At 39.9% G+C, this 23,074-nt stretch carries 16 protein-coding genes, 4 tRNA genes and 1 pseudogene; 15 read left to right on the top strand and 6 right to left on the bottom strand.

The window, feature by feature from the left end; translation table 11 throughout:
- Positions 1 to 30 precede the first annotated feature (30 nt).
- Complete coding sequence (locus N482_RS11815) at positions 31 to 387, top strand: DUF3718 domain-containing protein (RefSeq protein ID WP_063377227.1); 357 nt, start codon at positions 31 to 33, stop codon at positions 385 to 387.
- A 65-nt stretch (positions 388 to 452) separates the two neighbouring features.
- Here N482_RS11815 and N482_RS11810 read toward each other — a convergent pair whose 3' ends face one another.
- Positions 453 to 1,145, bottom strand: a complete 693-nt coding sequence (locus N482_RS11810) for a hypothetical protein (RefSeq protein WP_063377226.1) — start codon at positions 1,143 to 1,145, stop codon at positions 453 to 455.
- A gap of 127 nt (positions 1,146 to 1,272) precedes the next feature.
- Between N482_RS11810 and N482_RS11805 the strand changes: the two genes are divergently transcribed.
- Together N482_RS11805 and N482_RS11800 are read left to right on the top strand one after the other, a co-directional pair.
- Complete coding sequence (locus tag N482_RS11805) at positions 1,273 to 2,127, top strand: fructosamine kinase family protein (protein ID WP_063377225.1); 855 nt, start codon at positions 1,273 to 1,275, stop codon at positions 2,125 to 2,127.
- Between the two features lie 77 nt (positions 2,128 to 2,204).
- On the top strand, positions 2,205 to 2,408 hold the full coding sequence (locus N482_RS11800) for a CPXCG motif-containing cysteine-rich protein (protein WP_063357175.1): 204 nt from the start codon (positions 2,205 to 2,207) through the stop codon (positions 2,406 to 2,408).
- On the opposite strand, the gene N482_RS11795 is transcribed toward N482_RS11800, so the two are convergent.
- Positions 2,405 to 3,046: a riboflavin synthase gene (locus N482_RS11795; protein WP_063377224.1), complete on the bottom strand. Its 642-nt coding sequence runs from the start codon at positions 3,044 to 3,046 to the stop codon at positions 2,405 to 2,407. The genes N482_RS11800 and N482_RS11795 overlap by 4 nt on opposite strands.
- Before the next feature lie 137 nt (positions 3,047 to 3,183).
- On the opposite strand from N482_RS11795, the gene N482_RS11790 reads away from it, so the two are divergent.
- The 6 genes from N482_RS11790 to N482_RS11765 all read left to right on the top strand — a co-directional run bounded on the left by N482_RS11790 (position 3,184) and on the right by N482_RS11765 (position 5,981).
- Positions 3,184 to 4,542: an MATE family efflux transporter gene (locus N482_RS11790; protein WP_063377223.1), complete on the top strand. Its 1,359-nt coding sequence runs from the start codon at positions 3,184 to 3,186 to the stop codon at positions 4,540 to 4,542.
- The gene (locus tag N482_RS11785; protein ID WP_063377222.1) at positions 4,514 to 5,497 is read left to right on the top strand and encodes a DUF3080 family protein; all 984 of its coding nucleotides are present in this window, start codon (positions 4,514 to 4,516) and stop codon (positions 5,495 to 5,497) included. Before N482_RS11790 ends, N482_RS11785 begins: the two co-directional genes overlap by 29 nt.
- Before the next feature lie 102 nt (positions 5,498 to 5,599).
- Positions 5,600 to 5,676, top strand: a tRNA-Val gene (locus N482_RS11780).
- Between the two features lie 29 nt (positions 5,677 to 5,705).
- A tRNA-Val gene (locus N482_RS11775) sits at positions 5,706 to 5,782 on the top strand.
- Positions 5,783 to 5,809: 27 nt separating this feature from the next.
- Positions 5,810 to 5,886: transfer RNA gene (locus N482_RS11770), tRNA-Val, on the top strand.
- Positions 5,887 to 5,904: 18 nt separating this feature from the next.
- Positions 5,905 to 5,981: transfer RNA gene (locus N482_RS11765), tRNA-Val, on the top strand.
- Positions 5,982 to 7,385: 1,404 nt separating this feature from the next.
- Here N482_RS11765 and N482_RS25235 read toward each other — a convergent pair.
- The 4 genes and pseudogenes from N482_RS25235 to tnpA form a co-directional block, all read right to left on the bottom strand.
- Entirely contained in the window at positions 7,386 to 7,523 is a 138-nt protein-coding gene (locus N482_RS25235; protein ID WP_196763574.1) for a hypothetical protein, read from the bottom strand.
- A gap of 374 nt (positions 7,524 to 7,897) precedes the next feature.
- On the bottom strand, positions 7,898 to 9,979 hold the full coding sequence (locus N482_RS11760) for a winged helix-turn-helix domain-containing protein (RefSeq protein WP_063377221.1): 2,082 nt from the start codon (positions 9,977 to 9,979) through the stop codon (positions 7,898 to 7,900).
- 397 nt (positions 9,980 to 10,376) lie between these two features.
- A complete protein-coding gene (locus N482_RS11755; protein ID WP_063377220.1) occupies positions 10,377 to 12,512 on the bottom strand; it encodes a Calx-beta domain-containing protein in 2,136 nt (711 codons plus the stop codon).
- An 812-nt stretch (positions 12,513 to 13,324) separates the two neighbouring features.
- Positions 13,325 to 13,706: pseudogene (gene tnpA, locus N482_RS24320) on the bottom strand (IS200/IS605 family transposase); the annotation flags it as partial.
- Positions 13,707 to 13,981: 275 nt separating this feature from the next.
- Between tnpA and N482_RS11750 the strand changes: the two are divergent.
- The 6 genes from N482_RS11750 (at position 13,982) to hflC (ending at position 22,876) form a co-directional block, all read left to right on the top strand.
- The gene (locus N482_RS11750; RefSeq protein ID WP_063377232.1) at positions 13,982 to 17,023 is read left to right on the top strand and encodes a TonB-dependent receptor domain-containing protein; all 3,042 of its coding nucleotides are present in this window, start codon (positions 13,982 to 13,984) and stop codon (positions 17,021 to 17,023) included.
- A 44-nt stretch (positions 17,024 to 17,067) separates the two neighbouring features.
- Entirely contained in the window at positions 17,068 to 18,156 is a 1,089-nt protein-coding gene (locus tag N482_RS11745) for a metallophosphoesterase (protein WP_063377219.1), read from the top strand.
- 394 nt (positions 18,157 to 18,550) lie between these two features.
- Positions 18,551 to 19,747, top strand: coding sequence for a DUF1611 domain-containing protein (locus N482_RS11740; protein ID WP_063377218.1), 1,197 nt, complete (start codon positions 18,551 to 18,553; stop codon positions 19,745 to 19,747).
- Positions 19,744 to 20,802, top strand: coding sequence for an alanine/ornithine racemase family PLP-dependent enzyme (locus N482_RS11735; RefSeq protein ID WP_081227920.1), 1,059 nt, complete (start codon positions 19,744 to 19,746; stop codon positions 20,800 to 20,802). Before N482_RS11740 ends, N482_RS11735 begins: the two co-directional genes overlap by 4 nt.
- A gap of 200 nt (positions 20,803 to 21,002) precedes the next feature.
- A complete protein-coding gene (gene hflK / locus N482_RS11730; protein ID WP_231100849.1) occupies positions 21,003 to 21,893 on the top strand; it encodes an FtsH protease activity modulator HflK in 891 nt (296 codons plus the stop codon).
- Complete coding sequence (hflC, locus tag N482_RS11725; protein WP_063377217.1) at positions 21,890 to 22,876, top strand: protease modulator HflC; 987 nt, start codon at positions 21,890 to 21,892, stop codon at positions 22,874 to 22,876. The genes hflK and hflC overlap by 4 nt, the downstream gene beginning before the upstream one ends.
- The last annotated feature ends 198 nt before the right edge of the window (positions 22,877 to 23,074 follow it).

The raw sequence follows: 23,074 nt of genomic DNA, 5'->3' as shown, positions 1-23,074 counted from the left end.
CGCACAAAACACCAAGTTTGGAGAACGAAAATGAAAGCTTTAATAACCGCTGTTGCACTAGTTGGACTTGTATCTACTGCTAATCATGCAGAAGCCGTTGAATTTGTCGCCGCTGACGATAGCTTAGCAACACATCTGTGTGTGGCATTTGCGTCAAATCGCCCACATGTCATGCTGGCAGAGCTAAGAGGAAAACACTCTCTGAAAAAAAATATAACCAATAAACTACACTGTAACGATATGGATTTACAAGAGTTTGCTGAAACCTACAGCCTCACTCGTAATGCTAAGTTCATGAATATTGAATTAGATACTAAGACTTCCATCAAAGATTTGTCTGCTCAGAAAAATACGCCTGCAACAGTCATATTATCAGGTTCAAGATAATGACTAGACCGTATAAATTAGGTAACAAGTGCGCATTCTATGGGTTGTAAATGCGCACTTATAAGCTACACAAAGCTCGCGATTAAACCAAATATACCACCAAATACCCCCCCCCACACAACAAGCCAGCCCAAGTGTGTGTGTATCATATTCTGCACTATGTTCTTGACCATAACAGGCGTTAATTCATTTAATCTCTCGTCTACTGCATGCTCAATTGCACTTCGAATGGAGTCCAGTGACTGGCCGTTTGTCAAAATACCTGACACCTTGTCTTTAAATTCAGGCTCTTCACTGATCTCTTTTAATGCTTCTTTCATTTTATCGGTAAACGTGTCTCTCATCGGCTCTATAGCTTCTTTTCCGCCCACCATTGCAAGCATTGCACCAAATTGCGAGCCTTCAATAACCTGCACCAGCTTATTAAACGCAATTGACAGGTCAGCATGTTCAATAACCGGATTTAAGTCGATATCTATTTGATTTTTAGAAGCAAAGCTTTGTAGTTTGTCTTGATTAAAAAACTCGTCCAGAATTAACTCTTTAATTGCCACCTTAAACTCTTTAAATTTAATCGTGATAACGCCCGAGCCGTATAATCCAGGTACTTTTTCAAACAACATGTGTACAGCTAGCCAATTTGTTACCGCACCTGACAATGCGAATAAACCCATAGTTAAAACCAAGTCATTTTGACTTAGCCAGCCACCCGCTACGAGCGCAGCTGCAAGTAAGTTTGTTAATACACTTTTATTCAATGTGGAATTCCAATACGATTCTAAAACTACTGCTATTTTATTGAATTTAATTTTGCACTCAAGTATTTGTGTTATAGCCAAAATCGTCCATAGTTAAAAAAAGCATGAAGACACCGCCGAGCAAACTATGTGGAACCTTGTAAATCAATACATCAGTGATGCAATTCATGACCATTTTGAGTTTACTCGCAAGACACTACTGCCCTGCAGTGCCAAATCTAAAACGTTTAAGATAGAGAACGATAAAAACAGTTTTCTCGTAAAGGTTGACCAAGTATGTGCACTTGAACGTTATGAGTGTGAAGCGCAAAACCACACGCTCTTAATTCGAGACAGTGACTTTTTGGTAGCAGATCCCATCACAATAGGCTCAAGCCTTGAGTATTGTTTTATTGTGTTTGAGTGGCTAAATACACAGCCCGATCAAGAAAATTGGTATGAATGTGGTAGGACACTTGCCAAAATGCACGCAAGGCACGAGCAAGAAATGTTTGGCCTTGAGCAGGACAATTACTTACTGGGCTTATCTCAACCAAACCAATGGCACAAAAAGTGGTCTATTTTTTTTGCAGAAGAGCGCATTGCATGGCAGCTTCAACTTCTTCAAGAAAAAAATATATCTCTGGTCGATATCGATCAATTTGTCGAGCAGCTTAAACCATTGCTGAGCCACCCACTGCAACCTTCTTTGCTACATGGATACTTTTGGCGAGGCAACATCGCTTTTGCCCATAAAAAGCCGTGTTTGTACTCTCCTGCATGTTACTACGGAGACAGAGAAGTCGATATTGCCAACAGCGAACTATTTGCAGCTTTACCTGAGGCATTCTATACCGGTTACTCAGACACATACCCCCTTGAGCAAAGCTATCAACAACGTAAAGCTATATACCAGCTATACACACTTTTATGCCACGCCAACTTGTTTGCCGGAGACTATATATTGCAGTCTCAAAAGCAAATTGAGACAATTTTAAAATAGCTGAAACATAGCGGTAATAATTGCAATAACTGCTATAATAGAGAAAGGAATGACAGAGCGGTTGTTGGAGTAAAACCATGAAACAGCTGTATCACCAACGTATAAGTTGCCCTCACTGTGGTCACCACATTTTTGTAGATTTAGATACCAGTGAAGGCGATCAAGATTATTACGAAGATTGCGCGGCGTGCTGTAACCCAATTCACCTCAATATGCATATTGATGAAGCAATCAATAAATTGGAATTACGAATCGACAGTGACGACGAGCAAATCTTTTAATCAATCGGGTTTAGAGTGTTTTTTCTCAAGTAATGTTCTACGGTGTTAACAATTGTGTAGGTTTGCTGGTCAACTTCAATATTGAACTTATCACCGTTGAAGGCACGACCAATGTTAGTAATCGACAGCGTCTCAGGGATCAGATGTAACCAAAAGCCATCTTCATCTACTTGACCTACGGTTAGGCTTGCACCATTTACAGCGATAAACCCTTTATAGAAAACATACTTAGACCACTCTTTTGACAGCAAAAGTTTAATTTTTACGTTTTCTGCTGTTCTCACAACTTGATCAACCGTTGCCATATCGTGAATATGACCGGAAACAATATGCCCACCAAGTTCTGTACCAAATGTCACTGAACGCTCAAAGTTTACCTTATCACCACATTTTAATTTGCCCAGATTAGTCAATTTTAACGACTCATCAATAACATCAAAGCAAACTTGACCAACGACGTCTGATTGATTAATTTCAAATTGGACAACTGTCAAACAACAGCCATTGACAGCGATGCTTGCTCCAATCGTTAATTGCTGCAGATATTCATTGCCAACAGACAAAACCAAGCGCATCACGCCATCATTTAAAAGTGCACTTACAACCGACGCTTGAGTTTGAACAATACCTGTAAACATGTTTTTTCCGAGAATAATATTATGCGTCTAGTTTACCCTAACCTTAGTCAGCCTGAAACAATATGAAACAAGTTATTTCATAGATAAAAAGCAAAAACTTCAATAGAATACCTTTTTTATGAATTCTGAGCTCTAATATGAAGTTTGAACTTTGGGAAGCCAAAAGACTTGTGCGATTGGCGACGCCAGTTTTTCTTGCCCAAGTTACATTGGTGCTAATGTCTGTAGTTGATACAATGATGGCTGGGCAGGTTAGTCCTAATGATTTAGCTGCGCTGTCTATCGCTACCGGCGTGATGAACCCGCTCATGTTTTCTTTACAGTCCATTTTACTGGCTATTACTAGCCTTGTCGCACATAGTTACGGTGCTAAAGATCAATCTAGCATAAAGCGCTTTTTTCAACAGGGACTATATTTAGCTGTCGCACTCTCTACCCTCGGCTTTGTTGCAAGCTATTTTACGCCTGGCCTATTCGCGAGTATTGGAACAGAGCCGCATATTGCTCAACTTGCACAAGATTACATTGATTACGTCAAATACGGTCTAGTGGCCTTTTTAGTGTTTTCAGTTTATAGAAATGTAATTGAGGGCATGGGTAACACCAAAGTAGCGTTTTACATTGGCGTATTAGGCCTCTGTATTAATGTTGTAGCCAATTACATCTTTATTTATGGCAAGCTAGGAATGCCTGCGCTTGGTGGTGCAGGCTGTGGTGTAGCAACCAGTATTGTTATTTGGACGATGGCCATTACTCAAATTTGCTACAGCCTCAAAAGCAAGACGATCAAAGGTAAGTGGCTGTTGAGTGATTTTATGAGACCTCATAAAGAAACGCTACTGCAAATATTTAAGTTGGGTTTACCAATCTCATTCGCGACTTTTTTTGAAGTCACCTTATTTGCATGTATCCCGCTATTTATAGCTGATTTGGGTGCTGTTGCAGTGTCAGGTCACCAAGTTGCTGCAAGCGTTACCATGATACTGTTTATGCTCCCGCTGAGCTTGTCTATGGCGATAGGGATTAGGATCGGCAATATTAGCGGGCAAAATGATGTACCGAAATTAATCAACAGTACTTTTACCAGTTTCATGTTAGCAATTATTGTTGCAGCAATCGTTGCGCTTGGAACTTACATCGTTAGAGATGATATAAGCTGGTTATATACCCAAGAAAAGGAAGTTGCCCTGCTCGCTTCAAGTATTATTGTGCTCGCTTGTGTTTACCAATTACCAGATGCACTACAGGTTTCTGCAAATGGTGTGTTACGAGGACTTAGATATACTAAACCGATCACTGGTGTTACATTTTTCTCTTATTGGATAATCGGTTTTTCGCTGGGTTACGTATTAGCAAAGACAGATCTAATAGTACCAGCAATGGGCCCAACTGGGTTTTGGATTGGTATCATTGTAGGATTATCCGTTGCAGCAGTTCTGCTGATTTATTTTGTGAGGAGAAAACTCATTGAAATGCAAACTGTTAATAGCGCTTAGCTTAACGCTGCTAGGGTGCACACCAGCCCCTAGCGATGTCAATCAAGCATACAGTGAACGCCTAGCAAATGTAATTGGCGTGAGTGAAGCAGTTATCAAAAAGCCTAAAGCTACTTCGTTGTTTGTAACCAAAACTCCAACTTCAAGCTACACTATTTCAGTCATTGACTTAGCAAAACTGGGCCATTGCCGCGTTGCGACACATATCGCCAATCATAATAATCAACTTGGAAAGCTCGCTAAACCCAGTGAGCTCTTTAAGTATAATGTTAACTTTATCCGCTATGCCCAAGCCTGCATAAAGCACCAACAAACTGACAGTGATGTAAAAGAGACCTTATCACTGGCACTCGCAGAAAAACAAGCAAGTCTCCCCGCATCACTTGCGCATGTGTTTACCAATGAAAAGGAGTTAACCAAACTTCTGTCTCTAACTTTTGAAGAAGTGACATATGAGATAAGTAATGGAGAAATAGCCGCCCAAGAAGCGTTGTCTATACTGGCGACACTCGCAAACAACCTAAACGAACCCAATTTAATTGATGAAAACAAGCTCACCAATGCGCTCGAAAAACTCAACAATAACCAATATGTACAATCATTGCTGACCAGCACACGAAAACAGATATTGTGGAACACCAGTAGCACACATTGGCTTTCACAACTTTCATTAGAAAACGGTATTTGCCCTGAGGGGAAAAATAAGAAAAAAGCGAAGGTGCTTAATAACGTATTTCAAAAATACTATATTCAGGAAATTCAGGCCTACCAATCAAAACTAGCGCAGCGTTTACACACCCTAGAACCCTACTTTGCAACTTTTACAGAAAAATTTGGCAAAGACGTCTACCCAAACCCCATTACACCCATTTTAAATGAACTAAAGCTAACAACTAAGCAACACGTTTTTTGGTGGCAAACATTTTATAAAGTGTGCAAAGTAAAGCCATTGTGATCAAAAAAAACTCAGACAAACAAAAATTTAGCAAAGATACTTGATCCTAAGTTCAGAGCACTATATATTAGCCGCCGTCGCACAGAAACACTGTGTACTAGTACGACCGTAGCTCAGTTGGTTAGAGCACCACCTTGACATGGTGGGGGTCGGTGGTTCGAATCCACTCGGTCGTACCAACTTAACAAATTTAGGTTAAAGATATAACACGACCGTAGCTCAGTTGGTTAGAGCACTACCTTGACATGGTAGGGGTCGGTGGTTCGAATCCACTCGGTCGTACCAACCTAACGATGTTAAGTCTAAATTTATACGACCGTAGCTCAGTTGGTTAGAGCACCACCTTGACATGGTGGGGGTCGGTGGTTCGAATCCACTCGGTCGTACCAAAAAAATTCAAAAATTGTACAACCGTAGCTCAGTTGGTTAGAGCACTACCTTGACATGGTAGGGGTCGGTGGTTCGAATCCACTCGGTTGTACCAATAAAATCAAGTACTTACCTAGATTCACAATTATCTAATACTTAAAACAAACTTATCATCAGCTCAAGTTAACTTTCCAACTTGTTTCATTAAATTTTACTTCACTTACTCCTGTATTACCTCCTAGTGGAGAAAAAGGGGAGCAAGCTTCTATTGCACTAAACTCTCTGATTTAGCGTTGTGCACAATTATATAGTTACTCAGTACGGTGTCAAAATTGCCCGATTTCCCATCTAAGCATAAAACTAGCAAATGAATTTTTGACAAACTTCTAACTAACCTGAAAGTGGGATACTGGCTGCCACGGATGCCCTTCTAAGTGTCACTATGCATATTTTCATGCATCGCGATCATGCAATAACATCGATGCCGATCACTTTTGGCTAAAAATCTTATTGAGCGATCGACTTAGGTTATTCGGTGATCAACTTGATGTTATTGACGTAAAAGTCACCCTTTCTCTCACATTGTAGGTGTGTTTAACCATTATTCTTATCGTTTTAACCGCGATGGGGATAACTATGCCAACGGCACCTATATCAATGAGAAAATTAAAAGAAATATTACGGCTAAAATACGGCGCAGATTTAACGCATCGTCAAATAGCTAAAAACGACAAAGTTCGGACAGGCATATTTTAAAAGAAAAGTGACTGAGAGCCTTTGCCCCCAATTCGTTAAGTACAAAAAATTAAATTACACCCGACAAAATGAGCGCTTTGAATTGTCGAAGACCCAATTATAAATACATTAATAGTGATAAAAAGTGGTTTTCATTCGTAGAAATATTTAGCCATATACCTACTATTTTTTGGTTTAAATATGCGTTTGTTATTTCCAAGTGAAGTGTCTTGAAGTATATCCTCGATTTTTACTAATTCATCGAATTATTGGTTCAACTCATTTTCCGTAAGCTCCACCAAATAGCAATATCAAAACCCTATTTTTGATAGAGTTTTGTTTTTCAAGGATTTAAGTAGTGTATGAATGGGGACGTAAATGAGGTATGGTTTGTCACGTTTTTGTCCCTACTGATGTTTTAATCTTTAATTAACTTGCACGGAAGATCTACTGGTATTTCGAATTTAACCCGGTGAGCTATGTTTGATTCATCATTACTTTTCATACCTCCACCAAAAGACAAAACTGCCAGTTTAGCTTTTGCGCTGGTATCTCCATCAGAGCTTTCTTTTACTGTTACAGCAATATCGAACTTAATTAATTACTTTTCAGGCCTATCAGTCACCACATGGCTTTTAATACCCATTAAATTACCATCTGCTCTATAAACGTCCTGGTATTTGGTGGGTTAACTCTTCCTCCCAGACTTTCTACTTCTTCTGAAGCTTCTTTTACCCCTTTATTTATCTGAATTATTGTTTCTTTTACTTGTTCAATGCATCATTTATGCGCTGACCAATTCATCATCGAGTTGGTTGGTTGTCTTGCTGGCCAAGTGCTTGGCTGTGGCGAGACAAACGCGCTTGATGAATACTTCGGTTGCAAGTTTGGTCAATAGGTATTTACCCAGAGTACTTAACATGGTTTTTGTTCTCCAGTTTGGTTACTGTTCCTTAAGCTCTTTCATTCCTTGCTTAAGCCACCCTACATCCGTGCGAACGGCTGCGACTGTTTCTACCCCAATTTGGATAAGAGTTACGATTGTTGCAGTGTCTGGCATCCTGCCCCCTTAATCATTTACGATGATAAAAAGCAAGTTCACCGAAACCCAAATTATCAGCATGATCAAAGAAGCTAAATTAGGAGTTCTGCCCCTCAAATTTGCCATAAACATGGCATCAGGCAGAGCGCCTTTTACAAGTGGTGTTCAAAATACGGAGGCTAGGAAGCGTCAGATGATAATTGAAAGAACGTTTAACTCGATCGACTACTTTTACCTTATCAATCCAACACACACTAACGATCCAATTCAGGCACATAGTATTTGATATCAGACTGCGGTGTTAAACGCATAGTCAAAATTAACTGGTGCTTTTTTGAGTTATAAGACAGGACGTCACTGTCAGTCACTTGCTCTTGAGGGATCCGAACAACTGGAGTTACCGTTTCAGAAACAAAATCATAAGACTTTATTGTATAAAAACCTTGTCCTTCACTCTTAAAAAAGATTTTATCTTCGTACCTGGTCCAAGAGTAGTTATTGTTAAATTCACTTTTACTTAATAGCCTTTCTCTTTTATTTGCTTCTCGTAAATCTTGTTTCCACAGTGTATCGCCGTAACTGTATATGAGTGTTTGAGGGTCGATAAAGTTGCCGATGTAAGCACCTTTATGTGTAAGCTGCGTTAGTTCAAACGATTCTATGTCTAATTTAAACAGATTTGATCTACCACCAACCTTTTGCTTGATAACTAGATCCTTATTGTTTGGGTGCCAAATCGGGCGGCCAACTACACCAAGTCTTAGCTCTAATTTAGTCAGCTCTTTACTCGCCAAATTATAAATATATATTTGGTCATCTTCCTTGTTTTCAACGACGCTCACCACCAGCAACTTTGTGCCGTCAGCCGACCAAGTTGGATACCGCAATTTTTTATTTAGATGGGTTAACTGTGTTCGGTTAAAACCATCTTGATCAGAGAGCCATAGCTCATAGTGACCCGATTCATTAGAAAGAAATGCCAATTTGTTTTGTTCTTTAGAATATACGGCGTTTTGATTAGCAAAATGAGATTCTATTAGCGGTTGTGGGCTGATTGCGACTTCGTCACCTAATTGATAACTTGCAACAAAATAATTTTCACGCCGCTTCTGAAAAAAGATTCCCTTATCGTTTGAAAAAGAAGGGTAGCTAAAACCCGCTATGTCGATCTTGTACTTTTGTTCATTTGCAACGTTAACAATGAAACCTGTACGTTTATCGGCAGTTTGTTCACCATATGCAAGGTAGTCACCAGAAGGATGCCAACTTAACCCTACTATGTCACTATGATCCTGAGACAGTATTTTTAACTCTTGCCCGTTAAGCGTGTACAAAGCAATTCGCTCTAAAGTTTTGCTTTTTCTTTGCGTCACCGCAAGCGTTTTCCCGTCAGGAGAAAAAGCCATATCTCGGTCACGATATTGACAGTCAACAGCACACCTAAAGCGTGTTGGTTTGGCATTTTGCCGTGCTAGGTCTAAAAAATATATACCGTCGGAAGGGTCCCCTTCTTCTTGCCCATGAAATGCCAACGTTTTGCCATCGTTTGAAATCGCAATATAGTTATAGCCAGATTTGACTGGGCAATTAGCAAGCTTTGAGATCTCTTTGGTGTTTAAAGACAGTTTTACTATTTCGCAACTTACGGCATTTTTTTGTGCAAAATATAGAGCTGATTGGTCTGAACTCCAAACTGCTTTAAATGGCGATTTATCAGCAAAAGTTACCTGCTGGAGTGGCACATTTTCGTCACCAAGTGTTTTAACGTAAAGCTGTCTGTCTCCACCAGCGTTAGAAGTAAATGCCAGCAATTTACCATCAGGAGAGGGAACTGGACGCAATTCGCTCCCTGGCATTTTGGTGATACTAGTCACACCAGAGGTGATATCTTGTTGAGTCACTTTTTTCTGCAACGAGAACATAACGCCACTAATAATCGAAGCTACAACAATTAAAGGGAAAACTAGGCTTTTATTCGTGTAGTCGCTTTGAACCAATGGTTTTTCTATGCCCACTGGTTGTGGTGTAACATTAAGCTTGTACCCTCGCTTTCGGATAGTTTCGATAACTTCTATCTCTGCATTTGGATGGTTAAAAAACTGTCTAACTTGCCAAATGGTGTTAGTCAGCGCCTTCTCTCCAACAGCTTGATTACCGTCCCAAATTTGCTCAATCAGCTCATCTCGACTAACAACCTTGGGATGTTGTTCAGCTAAATAGCGTAAAACATTCACGACTTTTGGTGGTGCAGGATAATTTTCATCTAGGCAAGTAATTTGGTTTTCATTGACATGAACTATATATGGGCCAAGACTAAACACATCATGATTTGTCATCAATATTATTTTACCCCAACACAATCTCTTGAACAGGCAACTTGGACTCTCTTTAACTTACAAATCCTTAAGTCCATTTTTTGTGTACAAGATAAGTGTGTTTTTTGTTTTAACTATGTGAAACTTAAGAACACGTACATTACATCAATTCAGTTAAAATGATAGGTCAGTGTTTCACTTCAAGCAATAGTAAAATTTTTATGAGCATACTAGTTAGGCTAGCAGAAGGAGATTAAAAATACGTGACATATGGGGGTTATTGGCTTAATGTTTAGGTTGCAACTAGCACGATGTTCACAATAACGAATACGACCCTTAAATAAAATAAGGCAGCTAAGAGCATGGTTGTTTTGGCTTAGCTGCCTTGGTTAAAAACAATCGGTTTGCAATCCACTATTTAATCAGTGTAACTAGAGTTTGGCCTTGAGGTACGGCGAACAGTTATTGCAAGTACAAGAAGCATCAACAAGCCCCAGACACTAAATGCACCGTTAGACGGCGGATCTTTATCTTCATTTGTGATAGTTATAACCGCATCTTCATAGTCTTGATGTAAAAAGTCTGATTCAAGTGTTACTTTAAACTTCCTTGAGCCATCGACTTCCAAATTATCGATGATGCCAATATCAATGACCTTCTTGGTTTCACCTGCCTCAAACGTAATTAGCTGCTCTACCCCGTTGTAGTCAAAGCCACTTTTTGCAGTGTCATCTTCTGTTTTTAAATAAACGTGCGTTGACATGTCCGTAGCAACACTTTTTTCGATAGTAACTGCAATGGATTTGGCGGCTTCAGATACCTGAGTGTTGTCTAACTGAAGGTTATAAGTGTAGGCGATATCTTCATTGTCAATCGTGACCAACAAATCGGCATAGTCATCGGCTAAATTATCTGACTCAAGCTTAACCTTAAATGCGCGGGCACCGTCGACAACATCGTTGTCAAATATGGAAATATCTATTTCTTTTTCGGATTCATCTTTGGTAAATATTATTGTTGTATCAAGTTCATCGTAGTCACTACCCGCTTTTGCATCAACGTCTTCTGTCACAACGCGCAGAGTGGATGACACATCTAACTCCCCCTTCCTTACTAGCTGAATTGTCACTTTGCCTTCATTTTCCAACACCGTTACATCCGATGCAGCAAAGTCATAGGTGTAGCTAACCGACTCACCATTTATGAGGAATGCATCAAATGACGCATCACCCTTCTCCCCTTCAATAATATGCACCAGCCTCAATTGCATTGGAGAACTGCGATAATTAACTAAGTCAACAGACTCTTTGTACCATACATCACCATCTGGGTGCTGCTCACCTTCTTTCCTCCATAGCTCAGTCCACGTATTGCCATTGTCGATTGTGGCCTCAATAAGACTAGTCCCCATATCAACACCGTGTTTGTTAAAATAAAACTCTAACTTTGGGTTTTTACTGTATGACAAGTCATAGCAAGGGCTCACATAGTTTAACCTGTCTCCTTTTTTCGCAAACACGAGGCCGTCGATATCTGTATCATCTCGCTTGCTGCTGTCTACTTGCAAGTAACTATGCCCTTCATAAGGCTCGTCGGCACCTGTACTGCTCGAGTTTGAATCTGGTGATGTTCTAAAGAAGAATGGATTGTTCTGCACATCCTGTACCCAAGGGTGCTGCAACTTTTCGTTAAAATTAAAGCCATCAAAATGTGGAAAGTCTATAACTACCGAAGAGTTTTCACAGGTCGGTATTACGCGCCCCTTACCATATTTATTAAATAAGTGATATTTATCCCTTTGTAAAACATACTGCATCCTGTCGACTTGTTGAGCTGAGAAATGTGTTCTACAGGTATTGTCTCCTTGGCCCATAATATTTTTTGCATCTGGTGCAAACGGTGTCCCCTCTTCATCAACTGCTGTACCCGAGTAAATACAATCTTCAATGTCGTCTTCAAGCCCGTCGTGAGACGGTGGTGTATCAATGATTTGATCTCCATATAAGTAGCCTTTACTGCCTATTTGAACAGAAATTGGCTCTTCATCACCGTCGGAATACGTGTGTATTAAGCTGAAGTTATGGCCTATTTCATGTGCCAAAGTCGTTTTATCCAGATCTTCTGAGTCCACCAATACACTGTCTATACCATGATATGGCCAAAATGCTCGCCCATTTACTCTCTCAAAGTCTGCGACCATTATATTGAATGCTTCTCTATCAAAATATGGCTCTACAAACAGCATTCTATTATCTGGATCATAGTCTTCGTCATTATATCCAGGCATCTCATTGTTACTGACAAACACCGTCGATTTATAACGATATGAATACCCACTACCACCGTATATTGCGTTTAGCTTCTGTATAGACTCATCGATTTTTGCTTTATCTACCTGTGCATTGGTGCCTGAGTTATCCGATGCCGCTACAATAAAATGTAGGTCGATATTATTGACTTCTTCAGCATTCACCAGTAACGACGAAACGCAAAATAAAGCTGCAACGCCTATTCTAGATATAATTTCTATCTGTTTTAATTTGGTTTTATACACTTTGTTGTCACTCCCGTTAGATGGATGCCCCTTGAACGTGCACTTCTTGCAAAGCTCTACTCTTATATACAGACCACTAATCAAACTGCTACCCCATGATTTCCTCAGTGTGCCAAAAAGTAGTGCCAAGCAGATCTTGATATTGACGCTCACCAGATCGTTTAATCTTTGGCTTGTGTCGCACCAGTCAATTTCCTCATGTTTAAGTGTCTTGGTTTGACCAGCATTCAGACTTAAGCCTTTTAAACATAAAAGTAAGGGGCAGCATCTTGGTAAAAATCATTAAAAAGCCTAGAATTCACCCCTCACAAGTGGACAAAGCAGGAACTTATGCTTGAACCAATTTATTCATACGACTTGTAGGTAGATAGGTAAACCTCGTGATTATCTTTTAAACCTCTTTTTTGCCTCTATTTTGTTCTCAGTCAGAATTGGGCTTAGGTATAATAAGTAGTTTTCGAAAGGCAAACAGTTTGCTTAAATCACGCTTTGAGGTCTAAAAACTACATCACTATGCAATGGTGCTCTATAGCAACTGCCATATTTAGCGAAATTGAGGGCAAGGTGTTCCAAAATTTTATGCAGGAACCCGACAGGTCCACATCAAAGGAATACTAGATGTAAATCTATATTTTTAATTAATTTACATAAACAAGAACTGGGCTACTCATTGTTTTTTTTCAGCAAAAAAATAAAACTTAGCCACCGTCTAAAGGCGGTATGTTATTTTGGGGGACTGAAAGTCCACTTATATTTCGGCTGAAGCCAATGACTATCATTGGCAACTGCATTGTCGTGTGACTTTTGCTCAAATGATGCTCTAAGTATTCCTTTATCATTTCTATTTAACTCGCCCGCCGTTACACAAAAATATCCTCTCTCCCAAAAATGTTGGCCAGAGATATTTTTAGATGTAGAAACTCTTCGAACAACTGCACGTGATGTTTTTCCTTTTATTCATCTCATTATTTCCGAAGGCGGAAAATTTGGAGGTGCTGATACAAGCAGATACACATGATCTTGAATCCTCCCTCTCAGAGTTTCTATTTCCAAGTACTCGTAACTCTGCCTGACTACATCCCTGACCCTTAAGCTCACCCCCCTATTCAAAACTTTATATCTATATTATTTTTCGACCCACACAACTTGGTACTCAATTTTGTACTTGGCATGAGAACCTTGACGATATTTCACTTAAATATATTAAAGTCAACTGCTAGCTAAACGGGTGGGTTAAACCTACAAGGTGGATAAATTAACTATATTAATCAATACACTATAAGTTAGATATTAAATAGATGTATAAAAGAGATAAACAAGAGATAGTTTGTATTGCCCTGTTGTAATCCGGTTGCTTAGATTACACATAGGCCTGAACAATCATCTGGCCACGTGCGAACCTAGATGTAAAAGCTGGGTAGAAAAAAATTATTGAGGAATCGGCAACAGGGTAAATATACATGAAAAACATGAGAAAAAATCTCCTCTATGGCGCTATACGAGTAGCAATATTTGGCGCAGCTTTTGGTGTTGTAGCTCAACAGCAAAATACCTCAGCATCAGATCTTAAAAGTGTGCAAGTAACTGAAACAAAGAAAGTAACAAAAGCAGTAAAGGAAGACGAAAAAATAGAGCACATTGTGGTTACTGGTTCTCGTTTAAAACGCGATAGTTTTAGCGTTACAACGCCTCTTGTTACATTAAACCGAGACGCAATTACAGAATCAGGTTTAGGATCTCTATCTGAAATACTCGTTGACGGGATCCCTGCTCTCAATGCAGCCATAAGCAACACAACGAGTCAGTCTAGTGTATCTACAACTGGTCTATCTTCGATTAGCTTGCGGGATTTAGGTTCAGATAGAACACTCACCTTAATTGATGGACGCCGAGTGGTCTCAAATAGCTACAGCGGAAACGTAGTAAGCTTAAGCACCATTCCGAGTGGCATGGTCGACAGGGTAGAAGTTATAAGTGGCGGTGCATCAGCAACTTATGGCGCTGATGCTGTTGCAGGCGTAGTGAATATCATCACTGAAACTGGTAAAGAAGGGGTCAGCTTAAAAGCCAGAACAGGAGAATCTTTTGAAGGGGGTGTTAGAGAGTTTTCTTTAGATTTGGATTATGGTACCTACTTTGCCGAGGATAAGGGCTACGCACTGCTTACGACCAGTTGGGAAAGAGAATTCGGAATGACTTTTTTTGATCGAAAGCGCGCACAAGTTGAAGATGCCCACCGCTATGACGACGAACTCATGTGTAATCAAATGCTCACAGTTGATGGTTTCCAATGTATGAAAGATATCAGCCAAAGTGACTGGGCCAGCAAAAACGATGGTATTCCGGGCGGTGTATTCTTAGAAAACTCACGAAACGATACTCAATTTTGGTATGACGGCCAAACCCTTCGCGATGACTGGCGTGGCAACGAAGAACGATTTGGCATCAATAGCAATCAATACGTTATGCTGAAAATCCCTAACGATAAATTTTCAATCGCAGGTAAAATTGAATATGACCTCTCTGACGATTTAAAAGCGTATGGACAGGTTCAGCTAAGTATTAATAATGCGTTTAATAATAAATCACCTGAAAATGAATCAGAAAGTGACGACGTGCCCATATTCGACCCAATCACAGGTGATCCAGCAGGTGATGTGGAGCCCGGTTACATACCAATTGATAACCCATTTGTTCCACAAGCAATAATCGATAGCGAACCATATAGAGATAGGATCTATTGGGACCGACGCTTTAATGAAGTAGGTAACATTTCCACAGACAATACGCGCACCACAATAAGAAGCTGGGCAGGCCTTCAAGGAACTGTGTTTGATGGTGAATGGGATTGGGATATGTCTGTAGGCTATGGCAAGTTCCATCAAGAACAAATCCGCTTAAACGAGTTGAATGTTGTAAACGTAAACCAAGCACTCCAAGCTGAAAAACTCGCAGACGGCACCATTCAGTGTAAAGATGCAGCAGCAAGAGAAGCGGGTTGTGTGCCGCTTAATCTCTTTGGTGAAGGCTCCATTACACCCGAAATGGCCAATTGGATCCGTACCAACCCAACACTCAACACCTATATAGAACAAGTAAACTTTTTGGCGTATATGACTGGTGAGCTGTTTGAGTTGCCAGCAGGTCACGTTTCTGCGGTATTTGGGGGTGAGTATAGAAAAGACACGCAAGAAATTAAAACTTCAAGAGACATGCAAGTAGGTGGTATTACTTGGAACGTCGTTCCTCAATTTAAGGGGGACATGAGCGTTTTTGAAGCTTTTGCTGAATTTGATGTACCGCTGTTGAAAAATAAGCCATTTGCGAAGTCTCTGTCTCTTGAAACATCCCTAAGACTGGCTAATTATGATATTGATGCCATAGGTACAGTTGCAAGCTACAAAATAGGTTTCCTTTGGCAACCAATAGACAACTATTTTGTGCGCGCAAATTTCGCCCGAGCGCAGCGGGCACCAACCATTACAGAACTCATGTCTCCGCCTCGAGGTGATTTTGATAGCTTTAGTGATATTTGTGACAGCGTAACGGCGACCTCAACAGATCCTGGTCATGATATGTGCCGCCTTGACCCAAACATAGCCGCACTACTTGCTGCAGATCCTGATTTTGAATTTGAGGATGAAAGCAGCAGCAAATACTCTCCCAATACTGGTAATCCTGAATTGCGCGAAGAAACAGCCGATACCTTCACTTTCGGTATTACCATGACACCAGTTGAAGGGCTAAGCCTTGCTGTTGACTACATTGATATTTCAGTAATCGACGCTATTTCAGAAATCTCGAATAGCCGTATTTTGGATGAATGTTATAACTCCAGCACTCCGTTTGGAAATGACAATGCATTTTGCCAAGAAATTACGCGCAATGAAGATGGCCAAATCACCAAAGTACTACAGCGGCAGTTTAACCTTGACGAGTTGCGTTACAAGGGCATAGATGTTGCCCTTGAATATAACTACGACTTATCCGATTTGGGTGAACTTACCTTTAAAGCCGATCACAACCACATAATAGAAAGTTCAGAGACCTTTTTAGGCAACGATGGTTTGGTAACAGACGACAACGCAGGGTATGGCATGTCTAAAGATAAGCTCTCAGCGTCACTTAGATGGAAATACGAGAGCTGGCGAGTCCGCTGGCGCACCAAGTACTTAGGTAAATTCACCGCGAGCCTATCAGATGAAAGAGAGTATGAAGAAATGCTCGCTGATAACGCTGAACGTTGTGCCTCAGGAGAGCTAGACAGTGGCTGTATCGAAAACCCCGAGCCGCTCGAGTTTAACGACTACGGAAGCTATATTCGACACGATTTATCAGTGTCTTACAATACAGAATTAGACGGCGGGTATGACCTAAAAGTCTATGGTGGCATTAATAACTTATTTGATAACCTTGGCCCGTTTTATCCAAGTGGGCGAGGTAACTTCTACTCAGGCTACGGAGGTGGCAAAGGTCGGTTTGGATATGTAGGCGTTGAATTGAAATTTTGATACCAGAACTGGGCCTCATGGAAGATGGCCCCCTAGGAGCAGACATGAAAACATGTGCAATATCTATTATTATTTTATTTAAATTATTTGCAATAATTTTTACTTTTTACTCACTCAACCTGCAAGCAAACATCAAAGTAACTGACGGCCCCTATATTGACGTAGAACCGAAACATATGAACGTAAGTTGGATATGTGATGACCAAGTAAGTAAAGAAAACCACCCACTAGCAACAAAAGAGGCTCCTCACTCACTTAATTACTGTGGCCTAAGTGCGCAAGTAGAGCAAACCACGTTTAAAGACGATCCGATTATTTTTGAAACAAAAGAGAAAATCGCAGCCCTAAGTGACTTGCACGGCCAATATCACCTTATGAAAACGTTGTTAAAAAACAATGGAATATTAGATAGAAAAGACAACTGGGCGTTTGGTAAAGGGCATTTTGTTATCACCGGCGATATTTTCGACAGAGGCGACCAAGTCACTGAAATATTGTGGCTTTTGCATAAGATTGAACAACAAGCACTGAGAGCGGGTGGAAGAGTCCACCTGTTATTAGGTAACCACGAAGTTATGGTGCTCAATGGCGACTTAAGATACCTACATCCAAAATATGTAAAAACAGGGGAATTTTTAAAAGTACCTTTTCAAAAGTTAGTCAATAAAAATACAATCCTCGGTCGTTGGTTAAGGTCAAAACCTGTTCTACTGAAAATTAACGGTTACTTGTTTACACATGGCGGATTTCATCCATCATTGGCCAAACACCCTTTGTCTTTAAGCGATCTTAACCACATTTTTAAAAGCTACCTAGTCAAAGGTGAACCTCATCAAACACGCACAGGAATGGCTAGGTTTCTTCATAAAAGCAATGGCTTAGTTTGGTATCGCGGATACTTTAAAGATAATGGTGCAACTGAAAAAGAGCTTGAGCTATTGTTAAAGCATTTTGACGTTGACCATGTTGTTGTTGGTCATACATCTCAGCGTAAAATAGAAACCCGCCATAATGGCAAAGTAATTGCCATCGACTCTAGTATCAAGAAAGGAAAATATGGAGAAATACTATTTATCGAAGATGACAACCTTTATCGCGGTACACTAGACGGTGAGCGCATGCCTTTGAAGTAATGTCTGACCTAAGCTCGGGATAACCTTTGCTTTCAAAAAAGAACATGCCTTAAATCGATTAAGCTAACCTCTTATCCGATTTAAGGTTCATTGGTTGGCATCAATGCACTTTTGTACCAATATCAAAAACACCAAGTCATCTCAAGATACAAGGTCCAGCAAGAATTGATTGACTGTCTGCTAGCTCAGATAAATTGATTGCAACGCACAAGGTTAAAGTTTAAGTATAAATATCCTTAATTTAATTTGACTTCCCACTACCTACTGGTCAAAAAATAGACTAGCGTGGATATCCCCCCAACTAACTTAGTGGGGACTACTTGTACCTCTTCCGATTTAGCGCCTCGGCATGCACAAATTGTCCTCTTAGTATATATTACACAGAGGTGTTATCATGAATAGAAAGCTACTCAAGGCAGAAAACCCCTTTTCTCTGCGCCCTTGCGGGCACAATAACGAGCAAAATCACGTTAAAAACCTTCGACCTAATTCTTTTTTGGACCTAGATATTGTTCCTACAGCGATTGTTTATTGTGAAGCTAATTTCACAAAAAGTGATGGTAAAACCGCTAATGGACTTATACGGCACTCATCTAATTTTAGGATACTCTCAATCATTGATAGCGAAATGGCAGGTTTAGACTCGGGATATGCTTTAGATAATAAAAGAAATGGCATCCCGATTTACTCAAGCCTAAATGAAGCGTTTGAGATGGCAAATGAGTCTCCCAATTTTTTTATTTACGGTTTGGCACATGCAAATGGATTGCTATCTCATTTAGATAGACAAGTTATGTTAGAAGCCATGTCACTGGGCATGAATATAGTTAATGGATTACATCAATACTTAAATGACGACCCTGAATTTATAGCTGCTAGCAAAAAATATGGTGTCTCGCTTTATGACATCAGAAGACCAATAAATAAAGGTGACTTACAAGTTTTCAGAGACATTATTAAGGAAGTCCCTTGCCCAAGAGTTGCTGTAATGGGTACTGATTGTGCAATAGGAAAACGCACTACAGCAGTCACATTAAGTAATGCACTCGCAAGCTATGGTTTAAAAGTAGTCTTTATTGCAACAGGTCAAACCGGTGTTATCCAAGGAGCCCCTTATGGTTTAGTGATGGACTCAATACCTGCACAATTTTGCCCAGGAGAACTTGAAGCTGTCATCCATCGTGCTTACCAAATTGAAAAGCCCGATATCGTCATTATTGAAGGCCAGGGCGCATTAAGTCACCCTGCATTTTCAACCAGTGCGATGATTTTAAGAGGAAGTGCACCAAATGCGGTCATTTTACAACATGCACCCCATAGAAAAGAAAGAGTAGATTTTGCTGATATGCCAATGCCAAAACTGTCATCCGAAATAGATCTGATTGAACGCTTTTCGCAAACAAAGGTTATTGGAATATGCATTAACCATGAAGCGATGAATGATGCAGATATAGAAGAATATACATACCGCTACTCTAAGGATTTCTCGATCCCCGTTACTGATGCATTAAGCCGCTCAAGTATGTTTTTAGTACATATGATCCTAGTAAAGTTTCCGCATCTCAGAATAAAAACACCCACGCTACAATGAGCAACCCTCGGCTGCAAATTGACAGTATTAAAATAGCAGAGAATGCAGCCCTGTTAATTAAAATGCTCAAACCTCTGTCAATAGACGTTGTACCTGTTACTAAAGTATTTATGGGTCATCCAGTTATTGCTCGACTACTGATAGATGCGGGTGCAACCACTCTAGCTGATTCAAGAATTGAAAATGTTGAAAGAATGCGTCGAGCCGGCATTAAAGTGCCTATTATGTTGATAAGAACTCCCATGTTGAGCCAAGTTGAACAGGTAGTGCTGAACTGTAATGTTAGCCTGAACACAGAACTTTCAACCATACAGGCCCTCTCTTCAACAGCGAAAAAACTAGGGGTATTCCATCAAGTGATAATCATGGTCGAGCTAGGCGATTTAAGAGAAGGTGTAATGCCAGATGATCTTATTAAGATAATCAAAGAAACACGTTCATTACCACACATAAGTTTAAAAGGTATTGGGGCTAATTTGACATGTAGATATGGTATCGCACCCGACCATCACAATATGGCATTTTTGGCCAAAATAGCGTCTGAGATAGAGACAAAATTTCAACTTAAACTCGACATTATTTCAGGGGGAAATTCTGCAAATTTATTATGGGCGTTTAGTTCAGACAACATAAATCGCGTTAATCAATTGCGTTTGGGAGAATCTATTTATTTTGGAGTAGAAGCACTCAAAAAACGTTGTATTATCGGCGCACATACAGACACGGTAAAGCTCATTGCCGAAGTGATCGAATCCAATCGAAAGCCATCTATGCCTTGGGGAAAGCGTCATAAAAATGCTTTTGGAGAACAGTATGAAACGACAAACAGAGGTGACGTAGATCAGGCAATACTTGCTTTAGGCAGGCAAGATGTTGACCCTCAAGGACTCATCTCTCCGCAAGGATTATCAATTGTATCAAGTAGCAGTGATCACATTGTAATAGAAAGTACTGACACGCCTTTGCAAATAGGACAAGAAATTGAATTTAAAATTGACTACGTGGGGCTACTCTCAGCTATGACCTCCCCCTACGTAAATAAATATTTCACTTAGTACAGCTAAGCCTACTCAACTTGGAGCGCTTCAAAAATGAAACAATTATCAAGTAATGGCAACCCCTGGGGGAACGGAAGTAAATCCCCCCCCACTCTAAATAATTTATTTAAGAAATTTTTCAATTACAAAAAAACGCCCCAAAAAAACCACCTTTTCACTTCCTGATTACTGTATCTATAGTCATTATTTTGTTGAGTGTGTGGAGCTCGGTTTATACCGTTCCTAGTGACTCTGTCGCTGTGATACAGCGGTTTGGCAAGTTTTCACACACTGAACAACCAGGACTTCATTTTAAATTACCTTTAAATATTGATAAATCAACCATTGTCGCTGTTAAACGTCAACTCAAGCAAGAATTTGGTTTTTCAACTCATGGCAACGATGCGCGTAATCAATCATCACGACAAACTCTAGGCTTAAAAGAAACTCAAATGGTTACAGGGGACTTGAACGCAGCACTTATTGAATGGGTCGTTCAATATCGTATTGATGAGCCGACAAAGTTTCTGTTTGAAGTAAGAGAACCCTCTGAGGCATTAAGGTACGTATCTGAATCGGTTATGCGAGAAGTTGTTGGTGATAGAACCGTTGATGAAGTTATCACTATTGGCAGGCAAGAAATTGAATCTGAGGCCTTAAGAAAAATGCAAGAACTATCAACAAAATATGCTATGGGTATTAGAATTGACCAAGTTCAACTGAAAAATATAAATCCACCACAACCTGTTCAAGCCTCTTTTAACGAAGTAAATCAAGCGCAGCAAGAAAAAGAAAAACTCATTAATGAAGCTCGTCGAGATTACAACAAAGTGATCCCATTGGCTTTAGGAGAAAAAGATCAAAGGATCAGAGAAGCAGATGGTTATAGGTTAAAGCGCATCAATGAAGCTAAAGGCGATGCTGCACGCTTTCAGGCACTGTACGTCGAATACCTTGAAGCTCCCGATGTCACCACAAAAAGAATCTATCTAGAGACCATGGAGCAAGTACTGCCAAATATTAACTCAAAGATTATTCTTGATCACACTGAACATAACATCTTGCCATTATTACATTTTGGTAACTCAAGACTAGGAGAACCAAAGTGAATAATCTACTCACATTTTCAACGATTTTTATCGCAGTGATTGTGTCTATTTTTGCCAATAATAGCCTGTACACGGTCAGTGAAGTCGAACAAGTCATTATCACTCAGTTTGGTAAACCGATTGGAGAACCAATAACAGATGCTGGTCTGAAGGTAAAAATACCGTTTGTACAACAGATAAATGTAATGGATAAACGTGTTTTAGAATGGGATGGTAGGCCATCAGATATGCCGACAAAAGATAAGCTCTATATCTCAGTAGATTTATTTGCTAGATGGAGGATTGTTGATCCCCTACAATACTTTCTTAGATTAAAAGATGAATACAGCGCTCAATCAAGATTAGATGATATTTTAGGTAGTGAAACCCGTAATGCGGTTGCTAAGCACGAACTTATCGAAATTATTAGAACGAGACGAGACCGCACCGCATTAAGAGAGGGTTTATTAAGTACCTTTGAAGAAGAGCTTAAAATTGGCACCTTAGTACCGATAAAGAAAGGACGAAAATTTGTTGAGCAAGAGATTTTTGATTCAGCTTCACAAAAAGTCGCTGTATTTGGTATCGAGCTGTTAGATATTCGTTTCAAAAGAATCAATTACAACGCCAGTGTTCGTCCAAAAATCTATGAACGTATGATCAGTGAAAGAAGGCAAATAGCAGAGCGCTTCTTATCAGAGGGTAATGGTGAAGCTGCTAGAATTCGAGGAGATAGAGTAAGGGAGCTAAACAAAATCCAATCAGAAGCTTATCAACAAGTTGAAAAGATCAGAGGGCAAGCAGATGCCTTAGCTGCACAAATCTACGCACAAGCCTACAATCAAACACCTGAAGCAATCGCATTTTATGAATTTACCCGCACAATGGCGACTTATCCAGCTATCATTTCTGATGATACGACACTGATCCTTTCGTCAAAAAATGAACTCTTTCAGTTTCTGGGTAAAACAAACTTAAGTAAAGCTGTCAATGCAAGCCACTAAAACCATTGGTCGTGCTCACATTGATAGCTTACCAAAGAGCACATAGATTGGTTCGTAAAACCAATTACTAGATTGTACTAGTGTGCTTACCTGAGTTATTAATTTGAATTAGCTGGAAAGAACCTAGCTCAAATCTAAACTGACAGTCTCCGATAAAAATGGGTAACTGTCAGATCAAGTGAGGGCGTTCAAAATTCT

It is taken from the genome of Pseudoalteromonas luteoviolacea NCIMB 1942, from assembly GCF_001625595.1.
Classification (GTDB): Bacteria; Pseudomonadota; Gammaproteobacteria; order Enterobacterales; family Alteromonadaceae; genus Pseudoalteromonas; species Pseudoalteromonas luteoviolacea_A.
Note: the sequence above shows the minus strand (reverse complement) of the source record. Positions and strands in the feature narration are given on the sequence as shown.

What these genes read in the sequence shown, in the direction of transcription:
- N482_RS11815 (WP_063377227.1), top strand. Translation starts at nt 31, where the DNA reads ATGAAAGCTTTAATAACCGCTGTTGCACTAGTTGGACTTGTATCTACT.
- N482_RS11805 (WP_063377225.1), top strand. Translation starts at nt 1,273, where the DNA reads ATGTGGAACCTTGTAAATCAATACATCAGTGATGCAATTCATGACCAT.
- N482_RS11800 (WP_063357175.1), top strand. Translation starts at nt 2,205, where the DNA reads ATGAAACAGCTGTATCACCAACGTATAAGTTGCCCTCACTGTGGTCAC.
- N482_RS11795 (WP_063377224.1), bottom strand. Translation starts at nt 3,046, where the DNA reads ATGTTTACAGGTATTGTTCAAACTCAAGCGTCGGTTGTAAGTGCACTT.
- N482_RS11790 (WP_063377223.1), top strand. Translation starts at nt 3,184, where the DNA reads ATGAAGTTTGAACTTTGGGAAGCCAAAAGACTTGTGCGATTGGCGACG.
- N482_RS25235 (WP_196763574.1), bottom strand. Translation starts at nt 7,523, where the DNA reads ATGTTAAGTACTCTGGGTAAATACCTATTGACCAAACTTGCAACCGAA.
- N482_RS11760 (WP_063377221.1), bottom strand. Translation starts at nt 9,979, where the DNA reads ATGACAAATCATGATGTGTTTAGTCTTGGCCCATATATAGTTCATGTC.
- N482_RS11750 (WP_063377232.1), top strand. Translation starts at nt 13,982, where the DNA reads ATGAGAAAAAATCTCCTCTATGGCGCTATACGAGTAGCAATATTTGGC.
- N482_RS11745 (WP_063377219.1), top strand. Translation starts at nt 17,068, where the DNA reads ATGAAAACATGTGCAATATCTATTATTATTTTATTTAAATTATTTGCA.
- N482_RS11740 (WP_063377218.1), top strand. Translation starts at nt 18,551, where the DNA reads ATGAATAGAAAGCTACTCAAGGCAGAAAACCCCTTTTCTCTGCGCCCT.
- N482_RS11735 (WP_081227920.1), top strand. Translation starts at nt 19,744, where the DNA reads ATGAGCAACCCTCGGCTGCAAATTGACAGTATTAAAATAGCAGAGAAT.